At 73.0% G+C, this 14,551-nt stretch carries 14 protein-coding genes; 2 read left to right on the plus strand and 12 right to left on the minus strand.

The genetic code is table 11. The features are described 5' to 3' along the window. Window positions 1-9: 9 nt before the first annotated feature. On the minus strand, window positions 10-1,008 hold the full coding sequence (gene rfbB / locus BJ975_RS13050) for a dTDP-glucose 4,6-dehydratase (RefSeq protein WP_179426597.1): 999 nt from the start codon (window positions 1,006-1,008) through the stop codon (window positions 10-12). Between the two features lie 64 nt (window positions 1,009-1,072). On the opposite strand from rfbB, the gene rfbA reads away from it, so the two are divergent. Then, on the plus strand, window positions 1,073-1,936 hold the full coding sequence (rfbA, locus tag BJ975_RS13055) for a glucose-1-phosphate thymidylyltransferase RfbA (RefSeq protein WP_179426599.1): 864 nt from the start codon (window positions 1,073-1,075) through the stop codon (window positions 1,934-1,936). Here the strand turns inward: rfbA and BJ975_RS13060 are convergent. The 5 genes from BJ975_RS13060 to BJ975_RS13080 form a co-directional block, all read right to left on the minus strand. Next, complete coding sequence (locus BJ975_RS13060) at window positions 1,909-4,068, minus strand: CDP-glycerol glycerophosphotransferase family protein (protein WP_179426601.1); 2,160 nt, start codon at window positions 4,066-4,068, stop codon at window positions 1,909-1,911. The genes rfbA and BJ975_RS13060 overlap by 28 nt on opposite strands. 35 nt (window positions 4,069-4,103) lie before the next feature. Continuing rightward, window positions 4,104-4,796: an HNH endonuclease signature motif containing protein gene (locus BJ975_RS16835; RefSeq protein WP_179426603.1), complete on the minus strand. Its 693-nt coding sequence runs from the start codon at window positions 4,794-4,796 to the stop codon at window positions 4,104-4,106. Beyond that, window positions 4,793-5,359 (minus strand): DUF222 domain-containing protein, encoded by a 567-nt coding sequence (locus tag BJ975_RS13070; protein WP_179426605.1) that lies wholly within the window; start codon window positions 5,357-5,359, stop codon window positions 4,793-4,795. Before BJ975_RS13070 ends, BJ975_RS16835 begins: the two co-directional genes overlap by 4 nt. A 74-nt stretch (window positions 5,360-5,433) precedes the next feature. Continuing rightward, window positions 5,434-7,206, minus strand: a complete 1,773-nt coding sequence (locus BJ975_RS13075) for a glycosyltransferase (RefSeq protein ID WP_179426607.1) — start codon at window positions 7,204-7,206, stop codon at window positions 5,434-5,436. Then, a complete protein-coding gene (locus tag BJ975_RS13080; RefSeq protein ID WP_179426609.1) occupies window positions 7,203-9,434 on the minus strand; it encodes a CDP-glycerol glycerophosphotransferase family protein in 2,232 nt (743 codons plus the stop codon). The genes BJ975_RS13075 and BJ975_RS13080 overlap by 4 nt, the downstream gene beginning before the upstream one ends. Before the next feature lie 56 nt (window positions 9,435-9,490). Here BJ975_RS13080 and BJ975_RS17160 point away from each other — a divergent pair, with 56 nt between their 5' ends. Beyond that, window positions 9,491-11,197 carry a glycosyltransferase gene (locus tag BJ975_RS17160; RefSeq protein WP_179426611.1) on the plus strand — a complete coding sequence of 569 codons (1,707 nt, stop codon included), beginning with the start codon at window positions 9,491-9,493 and terminating at the stop codon, window positions 11,195-11,197. A 95-nt stretch (window positions 11,198-11,292) separates the two neighbouring features. Here BJ975_RS17160 and BJ975_RS13090 read toward each other — a convergent pair whose 3' ends face one another. Genes BJ975_RS13090 through folE form a run of 6 tightly spaced genes read right to left on the minus strand, consistent with a single transcriptional unit; the run spans window position 11,293 to window position 14,542 of the window. Next, window positions 11,293-11,781: a DUF3180 domain-containing protein gene (locus BJ975_RS13090; RefSeq protein ID WP_179426613.1), complete on the minus strand. Its 489-nt coding sequence runs from the start codon at window positions 11,779-11,781 to the stop codon at window positions 11,293-11,295. 7 nt (window positions 11,782-11,788) lie between these two features. Then, on the minus strand, window positions 11,789-12,352 hold the full coding sequence (gene folK / locus BJ975_RS13095; RefSeq protein ID WP_179426615.1) for a 2-amino-4-hydroxy-6-hydroxymethyldihydropteridine diphosphokinase: 564 nt from the start codon (window positions 12,350-12,352) through the stop codon (window positions 11,789-11,791). Further along, a complete protein-coding gene (gene folB, locus BJ975_RS13100) occupies window positions 12,349-12,723 on the minus strand; it encodes a dihydroneopterin aldolase (RefSeq protein ID WP_179426617.1) in 375 nt (124 codons plus the stop codon). Before folB ends, folK begins: the two co-directional genes overlap by 4 nt. Continuing rightward, entirely contained in the window at window positions 12,720-13,127 is a 408-nt protein-coding gene (locus BJ975_RS13105) for a nuclear transport factor 2 family protein (protein WP_179426619.1), read from the minus strand. The genes folB and BJ975_RS13105 overlap by 4 nt, the downstream gene beginning before the upstream one ends. Next, window positions 13,120-13,971 carry a dihydropteroate synthase gene (gene folP, locus BJ975_RS13110; RefSeq protein WP_223302994.1) on the minus strand — a complete coding sequence of 284 codons (852 nt, stop codon included), beginning with the start codon at window positions 13,969-13,971 and terminating at the stop codon, window positions 13,120-13,122. Before folP ends, BJ975_RS13105 begins: the two co-directional genes overlap by 8 nt. 7 nt (window positions 13,972-13,978) lie before the next feature. Beyond that, window positions 13,979-14,542: a GTP cyclohydrolase I FolE gene (gene folE, locus BJ975_RS13115; RefSeq protein WP_179426621.1), complete on the minus strand. Its 564-nt coding sequence runs from the start codon at window positions 14,540-14,542 to the stop codon at window positions 13,979-13,981. Window positions 14,543-14,551: the final 9 nt, after the last annotated feature.

Below are 14,551 nucleotides of genomic sequence, written 5' to 3' on the forward strand. Positions count from 1 at the left end.
CGCGCTCCCCTACTGGCCCAGCGCCGCGTACTTGGCCTCGGTGGCCGCCTTCGCGGGCCGCCACCAGTCCTCGTGGTCGCGGTACCACTGCACGGTGTCGGCGAGTCCCGCCGAGAAGTCGGCGAAGCGCGGCGTCCAACCGAGCTCGGTGCGCAGCTTCGTCGAGTCGATCGCGTACCGCAGGTCGTGACCCGCCCGATCGGTGACGTGGTCGAAGTCGTCGGGCTCGCGACCGAACAGCGCCAGCAGCGCCTCGACCACCTCGCGGTTCGACCGCTCCCCGTCGGCGCCGATCAGGTAGGTCTCGCCCAGGCGGCCGCGCTCGAGGATCGTCAGGACGGCGGCGTTGTGGTCGTCGACGTGGATCCAGTCGCGCACGTTGCGACCCTCGCCGTAGAGCCGCGGCCGCACGCCGTCGATGAGGCCCGTGATCTGGCGCGGGATGAACTTCTCGAGGTGCTGCCACGGCCCGTAGTTGTTGGAGCAGTTCGAGATCGTCGCGCGCACCCCGAACGACCGCACCCACGCCCGCACCAGCAGGTCCGAGCCGGCCTTCGTGGACGAGTACGGGCTCGACGGGTTGTAGGGGGTCGACTCGGTGAAGCGCTGCGGGTCGTCGAGCTCGAGGTCGCCGTAGACCTCGTCGGTGGAGATGTGGTGGTAGCGCACGTCGTGGGCGCGGACGGCCTCGAGCAGCGTGTACGTGCCGACGATGTTGGTGTCGAGGAACGGCCGCGGCCCGACGAGCGAGTTGTCGTTGTGCGACTCGGCGGCGAAGTGGACCACCGCATCGGCGTCGGTCACGAGCGAGTGGACCAGCTCGGCGTCGGCGACGTCGCCGACCACGAGGCGCACCCGGTCCTCGGGCAGCCCGGCGAGCGACTCACGGCTGCCGGCGTAGGTCAGCTTGTCCAGGACGGTGACGTGGTCGTCGGAGTGCTCCACCACGTGGCGGACGAAGTTGGACCCGATGAAGCCGGCTCCCCCGGTGACCATCAGTCGGCGCATGGGGCCGAGCGTAACGCTGATCGAACCCCCTCCGGGGCGGTCTTGGCCACAGTAGGGTGCACCCATGCGCGGCATCATCCTGGCCGGAGGAACCGGATCGCGGCTGCACCCGATCACGCTCGGGGTCAGCAAGCAGCTGGTGCCCGTCTACGACAAGCCGATGATCTACTACCCGCTGTCGACCCTCATGGCCACGGGCATCCGCGACATCCTGGTGATCACGACGCCCCACGACGCCGAGGCGTTCCAGCGCCTGCTCGGCGACGGGTCGCGGTTCGGGATCAACCTGACGTACGCGCAGCAGCCGTCGCCCGACGGCCTCGCGCAGGCGTTCCTCATCGGTGCCGACCACATCGGCGACCAGGGCTCGGCGCTGGTCCTGGGCGACAACATCTTCTACGGCGCGGGCCTCGGCACGAACCTGCAGCGGTTCGACCAGACCGTCGGTGCTGCGGTGTTCGGCTACCACGTGGCCAACCCGCGAGCCTACGGCGTGGTGGAGTTCGACGCCGAGGGGCGGGCGATCTCCCTGGAGGAGAAGCCGAGCGTCCCGCGCAGCAACTACGCCGTGCCGGGCCTGTACTTCTACGACGACACGGTGGTCGAGCGCGCCCGCGCGCTGCGGCCGTCCGCGCGAGGCGAGCTGGAGGTCACCGACCTCAACCGCACGTACCTCGACGAGGGCACGCTGCAGGTGGAGGTGCTGCCGCGCGGCACCGCCTGGCTCGACACCGGCACGTTCGACGACCTCGCCGACGCGGGCGCGTTCGTCCGCACGATCGAGAAGCGGCAGGGGCTGAAGGTCTCGTGCCCCGAGGAGATCGCGTGGCGGCTGGGCTGGCTCTCCGACGAGCAGCTGGCCGAGCTGGCCCGCCCCCTCGTGAAGAGCGGCTACGGCGGCTACCTGCTGGGGCTGCTCGGCTCCTGAGGTCCCAGCCACGCGTCGACCACGCGCGCGGCGGCGTGGCCGTCGTCGAGCGGGGCGTACCGCTGGCGGAACGCGCGCGCCTGGTCCGACGAGGCTCCCGCGAGCGCCTCGATCACCTGGTCGGTGGAGGTCGCGATCGGTCCCGGCGGCGTCTCCTGGAGGTCGAGGTAGAAGCCGCGGTCGTCGCGGTACTCCTCCACGTCGGGCACGAGCAGCACCTGGGGCCGCTCGGTGACGGCGAAGTCGAACATCACCGAGGAGTAGTCGGTGACGAGCACGTCGGCGGCGGCGAGCAGCGCCGTGATGTCGGGGTGCGCGGTGACGTCGAGGACGCCGGGTGAGCTGATCCGGCCTCGCCCCGCCGCGGCGTTGCTGTGGCTGCGGAGCAGGACGGTGGCGCCGGTGCGCTCGTGCACCCGCGCCGCGTCGAGGTGCGACACGAAGGCGCGGCGGCCCTGCTCGGTGCGGGCGGTGTCGCGCCACGTGGGGGCGTACAGGACGACGCGCTCGTCGCCGAGCCCGAGCGCCTCGCGCGTGGACTGCCGCAGGAGATCGGCCCCCTCTCCGGCGAGCGCGTCGTTGCGCGGGTAGCCCTCGAGGATGACCCGGCCGTCGAAGCCGAGCGCCTGCGGCAGCACGCCTGCGGCGAAGGAGTTCTGCGCGAGCAGCGCCTCCCACGCGCCGGCCTCGCGCGCCATCGCCGCGGTGTAGCCGGCCGAGAGCCGCGGCGAGGCGATGTCGCGGCCGATCCGCTTGAGCGGGGTGCCGTGCCAGGTCTGGAGGTAGCGCTGACCCTCGCGGAAGCGGACGTAGTGCGGGAACTCCGCATTGTTGACGAGGTACCTCGCGTGGGTGAACGCGTCGTGCCACTCGCGGGAGTGCAGCAGGATCGGACGGGAGCCCTCGGGCACGGCGACGGAGTGGTCGGTGACGACGAAGTCGACGGGGATGCCGCGACGGACCAGCTCACGCGCGACGGGTGCCACGCTGTCGCCGGCACCGCTGCCGCCGAAGCACATGGCGACGGCACGGTCGCGCAGCGGACCGGCGTTCTCGCGGACCTCGTCGAGGAGGAGTCGCTGACGACGGCGGCCCCGGTCCTCCACGGGGATCGGGTTCCTGACGACGAGGGCGACGCCGGGCTCGCCGGAGGTCCAGCCGCGTGCCGTGACGAGCAGGTCGACGAGGTCGATCGCCCGCTCGGCCAGGGGCAGCGCCAGCGCTGCCGGGTCGGCGAGGTCGAGGGGCACGTCGGCGGTGACGGCGAAGCGACCGGCGGGAATGGTGGCGGCCGCACCGAACCGGTCGACGCGGGCGTCGAGGTGCAGTGGGGACGGCCCGCCTCCCCAGGCCTCGGAGACGGCCGCCACGGTCAGCTCGTGGTCGCCGGCGGCGAGGCGGACGCCGGACGCGGTGGGGACGACGGCGAGGGGCACGGCTCCGTCGAGCGCGGGCACGACGACCTCGGCCGTGCGGACGACCTGGTCGGACGTGACCGTGACGGTGAGGGTGATCGGCTGGCTACGGTCGAGGCCGATCGCGGTCCACCAGGACGCGCCGGTCTGGTCGGCCCACCGCTCCCCGCTCTCGGCGTCGGCGACCGGGTCGGGCCGCATCGTGACGTCCGCCTCGACGGTGCCGTCGCTCGTCGTCGCGGTCACCGCGACGGTGTCGACGTCGGGGTCGAAGGCGAGGCCGGAGATGAAGCTGGTGCCGGCGACGTACACGGGCGACGAGCCGGCGGCCTCGACGGTGACGCGGAGGGCGAGGTCGTGCTCCTGCGCGGCGAGCAGCCAGCCGGGAACCTCGATGCCCTCGCCGAGGTCGATGCGATGCGTGCCGCGATGGACGAGGAACGAGGGCCCGTGGACGGTGCGCGACTCTGCCAGCCGGTCCACGGTCTCGCGGTCGCCGTGCGCGGCCGCGTAGAGGGCCGCGCGGTCGCGGACGGGCAGGTCGAGCCAGTCGGCGCGGTTCCAGGTGGCGGCTCCGGACTCGGCCTCGGCGACGAGGGCCCGCCATTGCTGGGCGTCGAGCCGGAAGGCGGTGCGCACGCGCTTGGCGAGGGCCGGCGGCGACGGGGCGTCGCCGTGCCGGCGCAGCCGCTGCACGATCCTGCGCACGAGATCCATCCGGTCAACCTACCGATCGGTGGGCGCGGGTCGGGTCACCCGGTGAGGCTCAGGGGTCGGTAGTGGTGGTTGCGTCGCCAGGGCTCGCCGGGACGCCGGCGAAACTCGACGATCTGGTCGGTGGGATGGAGTCGGAGATCCCAGTCGCGGTCGTGCACCTCGTGGTGGTGGCGTGAGCAGAGCAGCACCCCGTCGTCGACGGTGGTGGGACCGCCGCGTGACCACGGCACGAGGTGGTGGCTCTCGCACCAGCCGGGTGACCGGTCGCAGCCGGGGAAGGCACAGCCGAGGTCGCGCTGCGCCAGTGCCCGTCGCTGGGCGACGGAGTGGAGCCGCTCCTCGCGCCCGAGGTCGAGGACCTGGGACTCGCCGCTCAGCACCAGGGGCAGGATGCCCGCGTCGCAGGCGAGGCGCCGGAGCTGGCCGGCGGAGACGGCCGTGCCGTGCTCGGTGACCCCGGCGCGGTCGGTGGCGCCTCGCAGGCTGGCCTCGTCGACCGTGACGACGAGCGTGGCCGGCACGCCGCCGTGGTTGCCGAAGCCGTCCTTCGGCAGGTGGCGCACGAGCCGGACGAACGCCTCGCCCTGGGCGCGCCGACGATCGATGACGCCGTCCTGCTTGCGGGGCGCCGTGGCGGAGTCCATGAGGGAGCGCAGCAGGTCGCCCGTGACGGCGTCGACCTCGAAGCCGCCCTTGACCAGGCCGGTGGCGGGATCGGGTCGGATCATCCAGAACGAGGCCTCGGCGGCCTGCGGCGTTCCTCGCCGTCGAGGAGCTGGTTCTCGATCGCGTCGGCGCGGCGCACGTCGACGACCTCGACCGCGCGGCGGGCCTTGCGGCGCAGCTGCTCGAGCGGGAGGTCGGGCGCGGCCGCGGTGAGGTCGGACTCGACGGCGCGCCGCTCGTCGGTGGTGAGGTCGGCCGGAAGGCCTTGGAGGGCCTCGGTGACGATGCGGGCCTTGTCGGCCGACATTCCGTCGCGACCGAGGGCCTCGCGCAGCACGGGCGCGGTCTCGAGCTGCTGGGCCAGGCGGACCTGCTGGGCCGCCTCGCGACGCGAGACCCCAGCTTCCCGGGCGACGAGCGCGGCCATCGAGATCTCCCCGGCCGCACGGTGCGCCTCGGCGCGGGAGGCCTCGGCCATCGCCGCGAGCCCCAGCGCCGTGGCCTTGCGCACGAGGTCCTGCGCCAGCCGATTCAGCCGGACGAGCTCGTCGGCGGTGAGCTCGGTCAGGTCGCACGCCAGTGCCGCATCGAGAGCCCGCGGCCCCGACTCGATCTGACTGAACACCCGATGCACGCGTCCCCCGACGACCCTCGAACTGATGTTCTGAGTCTACCGCATTGGGCCCAACACAACAAGCATCAATCCGAGCTCGATGCGTGGTCGCGCTGCCACCAGAAGGTCAGCTGCTCGCGCGGCACCTGCGGCTGCACGACCACCTTCAGCCGGCGCGGCCCGCCGAGCGCGAGGTACCCCTGCCGGTCCTCCATCTCGACGTCCCACGGCAGCCGGAGCGCCAGCGACTGGTCGACCAGCCCGGGCACCTCGTGCTCGCCGATCTCGGCCGGGATCTCGATCGCCGCCGGGTCCCTCAGGTCGCCCTCCCACGGCACGACCTCGTCGATCGTCAGCGCCCACGGCTCCTCGCCCGTCAGAGCGACGTCGCCAGCCCGCTGGCGGATCGCGGCCGAGCCCGTCGGATCGATCCGGGTGACGACCTCTCGACGCGTTCGTCCGCGATGTGTCACCTCCAGCACGAGCTCCGACGAGTCGACGTCGTCGAGGTCGGGCAGCTCCAGCTCGAGATCCCAGACACTGTCCTCGTTGCTGCGGCGGGTGGTGCGGACCCGATGGCCGATGAACTCCGCGGAGGGCGCCACGGTGAACTCGCGCTCCCAGCCCGTGATGTCGCGCAGCCAGGCACGACACGTCGGCGCATCGCCGTCGACATGGCGCAGCCACGCGGCGACCGTCAGGCGCAGGCCGGACTCGTCGAGGTGCGCCCGCAGGATCGTCGCGTCGAGCGGCGTCTGCCGCTGCGACAGGACACGCGCCTCGTCGGGCACGTCCGGGTCGCCCGTGAAGGGAAAGACCAGCGCGGGCTCCCCACCCACCTCGTCCGATCGGAGCGAGGCGAGCTCGAACCCGCCTTGCTCGACGAACGTCGCGACGTCGGACGCGCGTCCGGCCCGCAGCAGCGCGTAGACGACCCGCGCCTCGGCCGGCGCCTCGGCGAGATCGAGGTCCGGCTCCGCCAGCAGGTCGAGCGCCCCGCGGAACAGCCGCTCGCGATACCCCTCGTCCTCGACCTTCGCGAGCGTGCGGAGGTACCGCGGCACGTCGTTCGACAGCACCTGCGAGGCGCGCGCGGCGCGGGCACCGGGCACAGTGTCGAGCGCATCGAGACTCAACGCGATCGCGTCGAAGAACGCGCCGATGGACCGCTCGGTGGCCTCACGCGTGATGGAGCCGGGCCGCACCCGCCAGAGGTACGTGGGGTACGGCACGAGGTCGATGCGATCGGCCGCCGCGAACGCCCGCGCCGTGACCTCCTGGTCCTCGTAGAGGACGCCCTCGCGGAACGCCAGACCGGCACGGTCCCAGAAGCTGCGGCGGTACACCTTCGACCACGCCGTCGCCTGCGCCAGGATCTCGGGGTGCTCGTGCGCGACGACGGTGCTCGTGCGCTCGTCGTAGAACTCGGCGACCCAAGGCGGCGTGGGACTGATGGATCCCAGGTCGCGGAACTGCTGGTACGGCAGCAGCGCATAGTCCGCACTCGTCCTCTGCAAGGAGTCCAGCCCTTCCCACAGACCGATCGCGTTCACCCGGTCGTCGGAATCGACGAACGTCAGGTACGGCGCCGTGGCGTGCTCGATGCCGGTCATGCGCGCGGCACTGAGGCCGCCGTTCGGGCGGGTCACGACCGTCACCCGAGCATCGCGGCGGGCGTGCTTCCGCGCGATCTTCGCACTGCCGTCCGGCGACCCGTCGTCGACCACGATGACCTGGAACGGCGCCTCCGGCTGTTCGAGGATCGAGTCCAGGCACTCCGCCAGGTACTCCTCGACGTCGTACACGGGCACGATCACGCTCAGCAGTGGCTCGGGAGCCGCCTTGCGGAACAGCCTCACGCGTCCCACCCGAGCAGCCCGTCGACGGCGCGCTCGGCGGCGTGCCCGTCGTGGAACCGGTTGAACCGCTGGTTGAACGCGGCGTACGCCTCGGCGCACTCGGAGCTCCACGCGGTGTCGCGCACGAGTGCCGCCAGCTCGCCGGAGTCACGCACGACCGGACCGGGTGCGGACTCCTCGAACGGGAACAGGAAGCCGCGCAGCTCCTGCTCGTACTTCTCCAGGTCGGGGACGAAGAAGATCATCGGCTTGCCGGTGATCGCGTAGTCGAACCGCACCGACGAGTAGTCGAGGATCGCGAGGTCGGAGGCCAGCACGAGGTCGTTGATCTCCGGGTGGTCCGTGACGTCGACGACGCCTCCCCCGCTGCCGTGACGCTGGTCGGACCGGGCGACGGAATGGTGGCTGCGCTGCAGCACGACGACGTCGTCGCCGAGCTCCTCGGCGAGCGCCTTCACGTCGAGCAGGCCGGGATCGGCCGACGTGTTGTCGCCGCGCGACAGGTCCTCGCGCCACGTGGTGGCGTGCAGGACCGCCACTTGGTCGTCGCGGATGCCGAGCAGGCGGCGCGTCGCGCGGCGCACCTCGTCGGCGTCGTCGGCCAGCAGCGAGTCGGTGCGCGGCAGACCGTGGTCGAACGCCGGCCCCTCCCAGTCGTAGGCCTCGCGGTAGAACTCCGCCGCCTCGGGATAGGGCAGCGCGATCACGTGCCAGTAGGCGGAGCGGCGCTCGGTGGCCTCGTACTGCGCCTTCCACGGCGCCATCCGGCGCGCGAAGTCGGGGCGTCCCATGCGCTTGAAGGGCTGGCCGTGGAAGGTCTGCAGGTAGACCTGGCCCGGCCGCAGGCGCGTGTACGTGCCGACCTCGGTGTTCTTCACGAGGTACTTCGAGGCGGCGAGCGCCGAGTACCACTCGCGGGTCCCGGCCACCACGCGCTTGGCGCCCTCGGGCAGCGGCACGGAGTGGTCGACCGCGCCCCAGTAGAGCCGCATCCGCGGGTCGCGGCGGTGCAGCTCGCGGTGGATCGCGGCCTGGCTGTCGGTGGCGACCTCGGCCCAGTAGCACTGGAACATCGCGGCGCGGGCGTCCACGTCGACCTCGAGCGCCGCGTAGGCCTCGCGCAGGTCGCGCTGCCCGTACATCGCGTTCTCGTCGCGCTGCCGCGGCTTGATGAGGCGCAGACCCACGTCGGTGGTGTGGCCGACGAGAGGTCCGTCCTCGAGGTCGGTGGGCCAGCCGACGAGGTCGGCCGAGAGCGGCAGCGCGTCGCCCTGGGACACGACGGCGTAGTCGCCGACGGGCAGCGGCAGGGCGCCACGGCCCCAGCGCTCGGCGGTGGCCGGGAAGACGGCCCGGAAGCTCGAGCCGAGGCGGGCGAACTCGGTGGCCTCCAGCGTCACCGACGCGGACTCCAGCGTCGGCGCGGCATCGAGGCCGCGGCCGTTGACGACGATCGTGCCGCGCTCCAGCGAGATCGCGTCGACGGCCGGTCCGATCGGGTCGGGCGCGGCGACGAGGCCCACTCGACCGGTGGCGGTGCGGCCGGCGAGCCGGACCTCCACCTCGACCTCGAGCGCCTGCTCGGGACCGAGCCGCGAGAGCGCCACGTCGACGGCCCAGGTGCTGCGGTCGTAGGTCTCGCGCCACGTCGCGGCGCCGCCGCGGTGGCCGGAGGTCTCGCCCGTCCACTCGGCGCGGACGCCCGGCGTGAGGACGGTCAGCTCGGGAACGGCGCCCGGGACGTCGATGTGCGCGAAGCCGGCCCGGAACACGGCCTCGAAGCGGTCGCCGACGACGCGCGACCGGACGACCTCGCCGGCGAACCGGGTCTCGGAGTCGGCCAGCACGAACGCCTCGCGCGGGATGCTCGGGTCGTCCCAGCCGGGCAGGTGGGCGACGGGCTCGCCCTCGTGCACGCCCGCGGCGAACTGGCGCACGTCGGTCAGTCCGAGGTTCAGCGCCGCGTGCAGGGCGTCGAGGTCGTCGTGCTCGAGGTGGTGCAACGCGACCTTCGCCCACGACGGCAGCCGACGCACGAGCTGCGTGCGGTCGACGCCGTGGAGGAGCTCGGGGAGCCGGGCGAGGAGGTCGGCCTCCACGCTGCCGTCGACGTCCTTGGGCAGCCGGCGCACGAGCGGCGGCAGCTCCTTCACGAGCACGTCGAGGGGCTTCGCCGGACCCGTCGCGAGGTCCAGCACCCGCCGCGAGAGCGACCGCAGCCTGCCCATGTCACCTACGCCTTCGACGAACATCCCGGACGGCGTCGATGCTATACGCTCGCCGCGTGTCGCCTTCCCCTGCAGCACCGGGCGCGCCCGCCGCGGCCTTCCCCGACGGAGCCTGGTTCTCGGTCGTGGGCAACGTGCGGCTCGGCGCCGGCGGCCAGACCCGGATGGTGCTGCTGCGCCACCGGCTCTTCCTCGCCGCCGGGCTCGACTTCCCGATCCTGACCTACAACCCCGTGCCGTCGTACGAGCCGATCCGGGCGGGCCTGCGCGCCGACGGGCTGCTGCTGCCCGAGAGCCAGCTGCTCAACCTCCACGAGGACCTCCGTGAGCGCGACCTGGGCGCGCTGCCTGCCGTCGAGGCCGCTCCCGTGCCCGAGCCCGCGCGGACCGAGGACGACGCCGAGGACGGCTACGTGTGGCGCCGCCGTCACCTCGACGCCGCCGGCACCGAGACCACGTGGGAGTACCTGCGCCCCGACGGCACGACCTACGCCTTCACCCCGCCTGACGTCATGGCCGGCGACACCCGCGTGCTCGACCGCGACGGCCGCGTCGTCCTGGCGGGCGACGGGCTCGGCGCGCTGTGGCGCTGGTGGACGCGTCAGCTGGCCCCCGCCGGCGGTGCCGTGTTCCTGGTGAGCGACAGCCGGTTCGTCGCCGAGGAGCTCGGCCTGCTGGACGACCCGCGCTTCGTGCTCATGCACCAGATGCACAACCCACACCTGCGCGGCGACCGGCGCTGGGACTCCCCGCTGGAGCCCTCGTACGCCTCGTCGCTGGAGCACGTCGACCGGTTCGACGCGATCAACACCCTCACCGAGCGCCAGCGCCACGACCTGCGGCTGCGCTTCGGCGACCTCCCGCAGCTCCACGTGGTGGCCAACCCGGTGGAGGCCGTGGAGCCGCCGTCGCCCGCGCCCGCCCGCGTGCCCGGGCGGATCGTCGTCATCGCGCGGCTGCACCCGCAGAAGCAGCTCGACCGCGCGATCGACGCCTTCGCGCTCGTGGCGCCGCGCCACCCCACGGCCACGCTGGAGATCTACGGCGACGGCGACGAGGAGGAGGCGCTGCGCGCCCGTGCCGCGAAGCGCGACGTGGCCGACCGCGTGGTCTTCCACGGGCACGTCGCGGACGCGGCCGAGCGGCTCTGGGAGGCCGACCTCGCGTGGCTCACGAGCCGCTTCGAGGGCTACGGGCTGTTCATCCTCGAGGCGCGCATGCGCGAGTGCCCCGTGCTGGCGTTCGACGTGCCGTACGGCCCGGCCGAGCAGATCGAGTCGGGCGTCGACGGCGTGCTGGTGCCGCCGGGCGACGCCGCCCGCTTGGCCCACGCCACCCTCGACCTGCTGGCCGACCGCGAGCGGCTCGAGTCGATGCGCCCCCGCGCCCGCGCCGGCGCCATCGCGCACGGACACGAGTCGTTCCTGGCCGACTGGGCCGAGGTCGCGCGCGACGCGCTCGCCCGCAAGGACTCGCGCGTGCGCCTACGGGGTGTGACGGCCACGTTCGACGGCCGCACGGCCCGGCTCGAGGTCGACGGCGACGGCGATCTCGGTGAGGTCACGCTGCGCTGGCAGGCTTGGCAGCAGGGCGACGACGCCCCGGCCGACCTCACCACCTCGGTGGAGCGCGACGGCGCCACCCTCACGATCAGCGCCGCACGAGCGCCCAAGGGCGCCCACGAGCGGCTCCTGCTGACCTGGCGCAACGCCACGTGGCAGCACGACGTGCCGCCGCCGCGCAGGTTCTGGCGTCGGCGGTGAGTCCTCAACCCCTCGCTCGCTTCGGTGGTGAGCACTCAACCGAATGAGGGCACCGTTCGGTTGACCGGTCACCGCTCCTCCAGACGGACGAAGGCTCAGGCGGGTGAGGGGCCGACCTCGGAGGTGGTCTCCTCGTCGTCGCCCGACGGGAGCCGGCAGGCCCACTCCAGGCACAAGGCGGCGACGAGCAGCAGCAACGCTGCACCGGCGGCGGCAGCGGCACGCCAGAAGCGCAGCTCGCCGAGCTCGGTGGACGAGCCCAGGTAGGCCAGTGCGTAGCCCGCGTAGCCGCCCGTGAAGACGCCGCCGACGAGGACCGCGGCCTTGGCCAGCGCGACGAGTCGGATGGCGTGGTGGGCGGTGAAGCGACGCTTGTCGCGGTGCAGGCGCTGCCACGTGCCCCACGCGAGGGCGCCGACGGCGATGGCCCCGCAGAGCAGGACGATCGCGGCGCCCCAGCCGGGGACGGGCGGCGACGTGCCGTCGAGGCGGACGGCCAGCGGCGGCAGCAGCCGGCCGACCACGAGACCCGACGCGACGAGCAACGCGACGTAGAGCGGCGAGCTGCGCCGGGCCTTCCTCATCGGGACGTCACAGGATGATCTCGACGTCCTCGCGCTTGGTGACGCCCGAGGTGTCGATGCCGGACAGGAGGTCGGCGACGAAGCCGTGCCCGGGGATCTCGCCCTCGGGGTCGATCTCGAGCCACGGCACGAGCACGAAGCCGCGCTCGTGGGCCCGCGGGTGCGGCAGCACGAGGGAGTCGTCGTTGGCGATGCGGTCGCCCACGACGATGATGTCGACGTCGAGGGTGCGCGGGGCGCCCGGCTCGCTGCGCTCGCGCTCGAACGCGTCCTCGATCGCCAGCGCGCGGTCGAGCAGCGTGTGGACCGTGAGGGTCGTGTCGATCAGCACCACGGCGTTGAGGAACGCGCCGGAGCCCTCGGGCGCGCCGACGGGCTCGGTCTCGTAGACCGACGAGATCGCGACGACGGTCACCTCGGGGGTGTCCTCCAGCGCGGAGACGGCGCCCTGCAGGCGGCCGGCACGATCGCCGAGGTTCGAGCCGATCGACAGGACGGCCTGACGGATGGGTCGCATGCCCCCGGTCATCGTGTCGGCGTCGAGTTCGTACGGCGTGGGTGCTTCGGTCACAGCTTGCTCCGCTCCATCGTCACGGTGACGTCAGTGAACGCCACCTCGATCGGCGCCTCGGGCTTGTGCACCGTCACGCTGACCCAGCGGACGGGCTCGTGGCCCAGACACGCCCTCACTATACGGAGGGCCAACGTCTCGATGAGATCCACGGGGTCGCCCGTGATGATCGCGTGCACCTGTTCGGCGAGTTCGCCGTAGTGCACGGTGCGCGTCAGGTCGCCGGACTCGGCGGCGGGCTGCAGGTCGACCGACAGCACGAGGTCGACCACGAAGGTCTGTCCGTCGCGTCGTTCGTGGTCGAACACGCCGTGGTGGCCGACGGCGGACAGGCCGCGCAGCTCGATGCGGTCGCCCTGGTGCTCGGTCATGCGTCCTCCGGTTCGATCAGCGGCGAAGCGTGCCGCGCGAAGAACCGCCAGCGTCCCGCATCGCGGACGAGCACGCTCGTGGCGACGGCCTTGCCGCCGTTGAACGACTCGACCGAGCCCGCGTCGGACAGGATGTTCTCGGTGCACACCACGACCGCGGTGGTGGGGTCGGTGGCCGGCAGCAGCGTGACCTCGACGTCGGTCAGGAAGAACTGGATGTACCCGACGCCCGCCATCAGGACGGTCCACGACCGCAGGATCGGGCCGGTGCCGCTCAGCGGCTGCGCGCCGGGGTGCACGCAGGTGGTGGCGACGTCGTCGACCCACAGCGAGGCCATGAGGTCGACGTCGCCCGTCTCGATCGCGTCGTAGAAGGCGCGGTGGGCCGCGAGGACGTCAGCCACGGCCGGCCTCGCTGCGCAGCCGGGCGGCCACGCGGACGGCGTCGGCGCTCCGGCGGGGGTCGTGGACGCGCACGCCCCACGCGCCGGACAGCGCCGCGAGGGTGCTCAGGGCGGCCGTGGCGTCCTCGCGACCGTCGACCGGGCGCGGACCGACGGAGTCCGCCAGCAGCGCGCCGAGGAAGCCCTTGCGGCTGGCCGCGACGAGCAGGGGCCGGCCGAGGTCGGTGAAGCGGTCGAGGTGCGCGAGCAGCGTCCAGTTCTGGTCACCGGTCTTGCTGAAGCCCAGGCCCGGGTCGAGGATCACGCGCTCGGGGTCGACACCGGCCTCGCAGACGGCGGCGTACTGCTCGCGCAGCTCGCCCACGACGTCCTCGACCACGTCGGTGTAGTCGGTGTGCTGCTGCATGCGGTCGGAGTGGGCGCGCCAGTGCATCACGACGAACGGCACCTCGGCATCGGCCACGAGGGGCACCATCTGCGGGTCGGCGCGGCCGCCCGAGACGTCATTGACGATCGCGGCGCCCGCCTCGATCGACTGGCGCGCGGTCTCGGCCCACATGGTGTCGACCGAGACGACGACCCCCGCGTCGGCCAGGCGGCGCACGACGGGCACGACCCGGCGCAGCTCCTCGTCGCGGTCGACCGGCAGGGCGCCCGGGCGCGTGGACTCGCCGCCCACGTCGACGAGATCCGCCCCGCGGCGGACGAGGTCGAGCCCGTGCTCGACGGCGGCGCCGGGGTCGAACCACCGGCCGCCGTCGGAGAACGAGTCCGGCGTGACGTTGACGACGCCCATCACGACGCACCGGTCCTGCGGCAGGCCGGGGATCGGGGGCGTCACCATGGGGAGCTCACCGGGTGATGAGGTTCATCGCCTCGGCGCGCGTGGCGGGGTCGAGCAGCTGGCCCCGCACGGCGCTGGTGATGGTGCGGGCGCCGGCCTTGGCGACGCCCCGCATCGTCATGCACAGGTGCTCGGCCTCGACGACCACGATGACGCCCTCGGGGTCGAGGACGTCGACCATCGCCTCGGCGACCTGCGTGGTGAGGCGCTCCTGCACCTGCAGGCGGCGGGCGTAGACGTCGACGAGCCGCGCCAGCTTCGACAGGCCCGTGACGTGGCCGGTCTCGCCGGGGATGTAGCCGATGTGCGCGACGCCGAAGAAGGGCACCATGTGGTGCTCGCACATGCTCCACAGCTCGATGTCGCGGACGAGGACGAGCTCGCGGTGACCGACCTCGAAGACGGCCGAGAGCACCTCCTTGGCGTCCTGGTCGTACCCGCGCAGCAGCTCGGCGTACGACCGCGCGACGCGCGCGGGGGTGTCCTGGAGGCCGTCGCGGTCGGGGTCCTCTCCGATGGCCGCGAGCAGCTCGCGGACGGCTGCCTCGGCTCGGGGCTGGTCGACGGACACGGCCGCTCC

Source organism: Aeromicrobium tamlense (assembly GCF_013408555.1).
GTDB lineage: Bacteria > Actinomycetota > Actinomycetes > Propionibacteriales > Nocardioidaceae > Aeromicrobium > Aeromicrobium tamlense.

Excerpts from the sequence above, each read along its gene's own strand:
- rfbB (WP_179426597.1), bottom strand. The coding sequence starts at position 1,008 with ATGCGCCGACTGATGGTCACCGGGGGAGCCGGCTTCATCGGGTCCAAC.
- BJ975_RS16835 (WP_179426603.1), bottom strand. The coding sequence starts at position 4,796 with ATGATCCGACCCGATCCCGCCACCGGCCTGGTCAAGGGCGGCTTCGAG.
- BJ975_RS13090 (WP_179426613.1), bottom strand. The coding sequence starts at position 11,781 with ATGAGGAAGGCCCGGCGCAGCTCGCCGCTCTACGTCGCGTTGCTCGTC.
- rfbA (WP_179426599.1), top strand. The coding sequence starts at position 1,073 with ATGCGCGGCATCATCCTGGCCGGAGGAACCGGATCGCGGCTGCACCCG.
- BJ975_RS13060 (WP_179426601.1), bottom strand. The coding sequence starts at position 4,068 with ATGGATCTCGTGCGCAGGATCGTGCAGCGGCTGCGCCGGCACGGCGAC.
- BJ975_RS13080 (WP_179426609.1), bottom strand. The coding sequence starts at position 9,434 with ATGGGCAGGCTGCGGTCGCTCTCGCGGCGGGTGCTGGACCTCGCGACG.
- folB (WP_179426617.1), bottom strand. The coding sequence starts at position 12,723 with ATGACCGAGCACCAGGGCGACCGCATCGAGCTGCGCGGCCTGTCCGCC.
- folP (WP_223302994.1), bottom strand. The coding sequence starts at position 13,971 with ATGGTGACGCCCCCGATCCCCGGCCTGCCGCAGGACCGGTGCGTCGTG.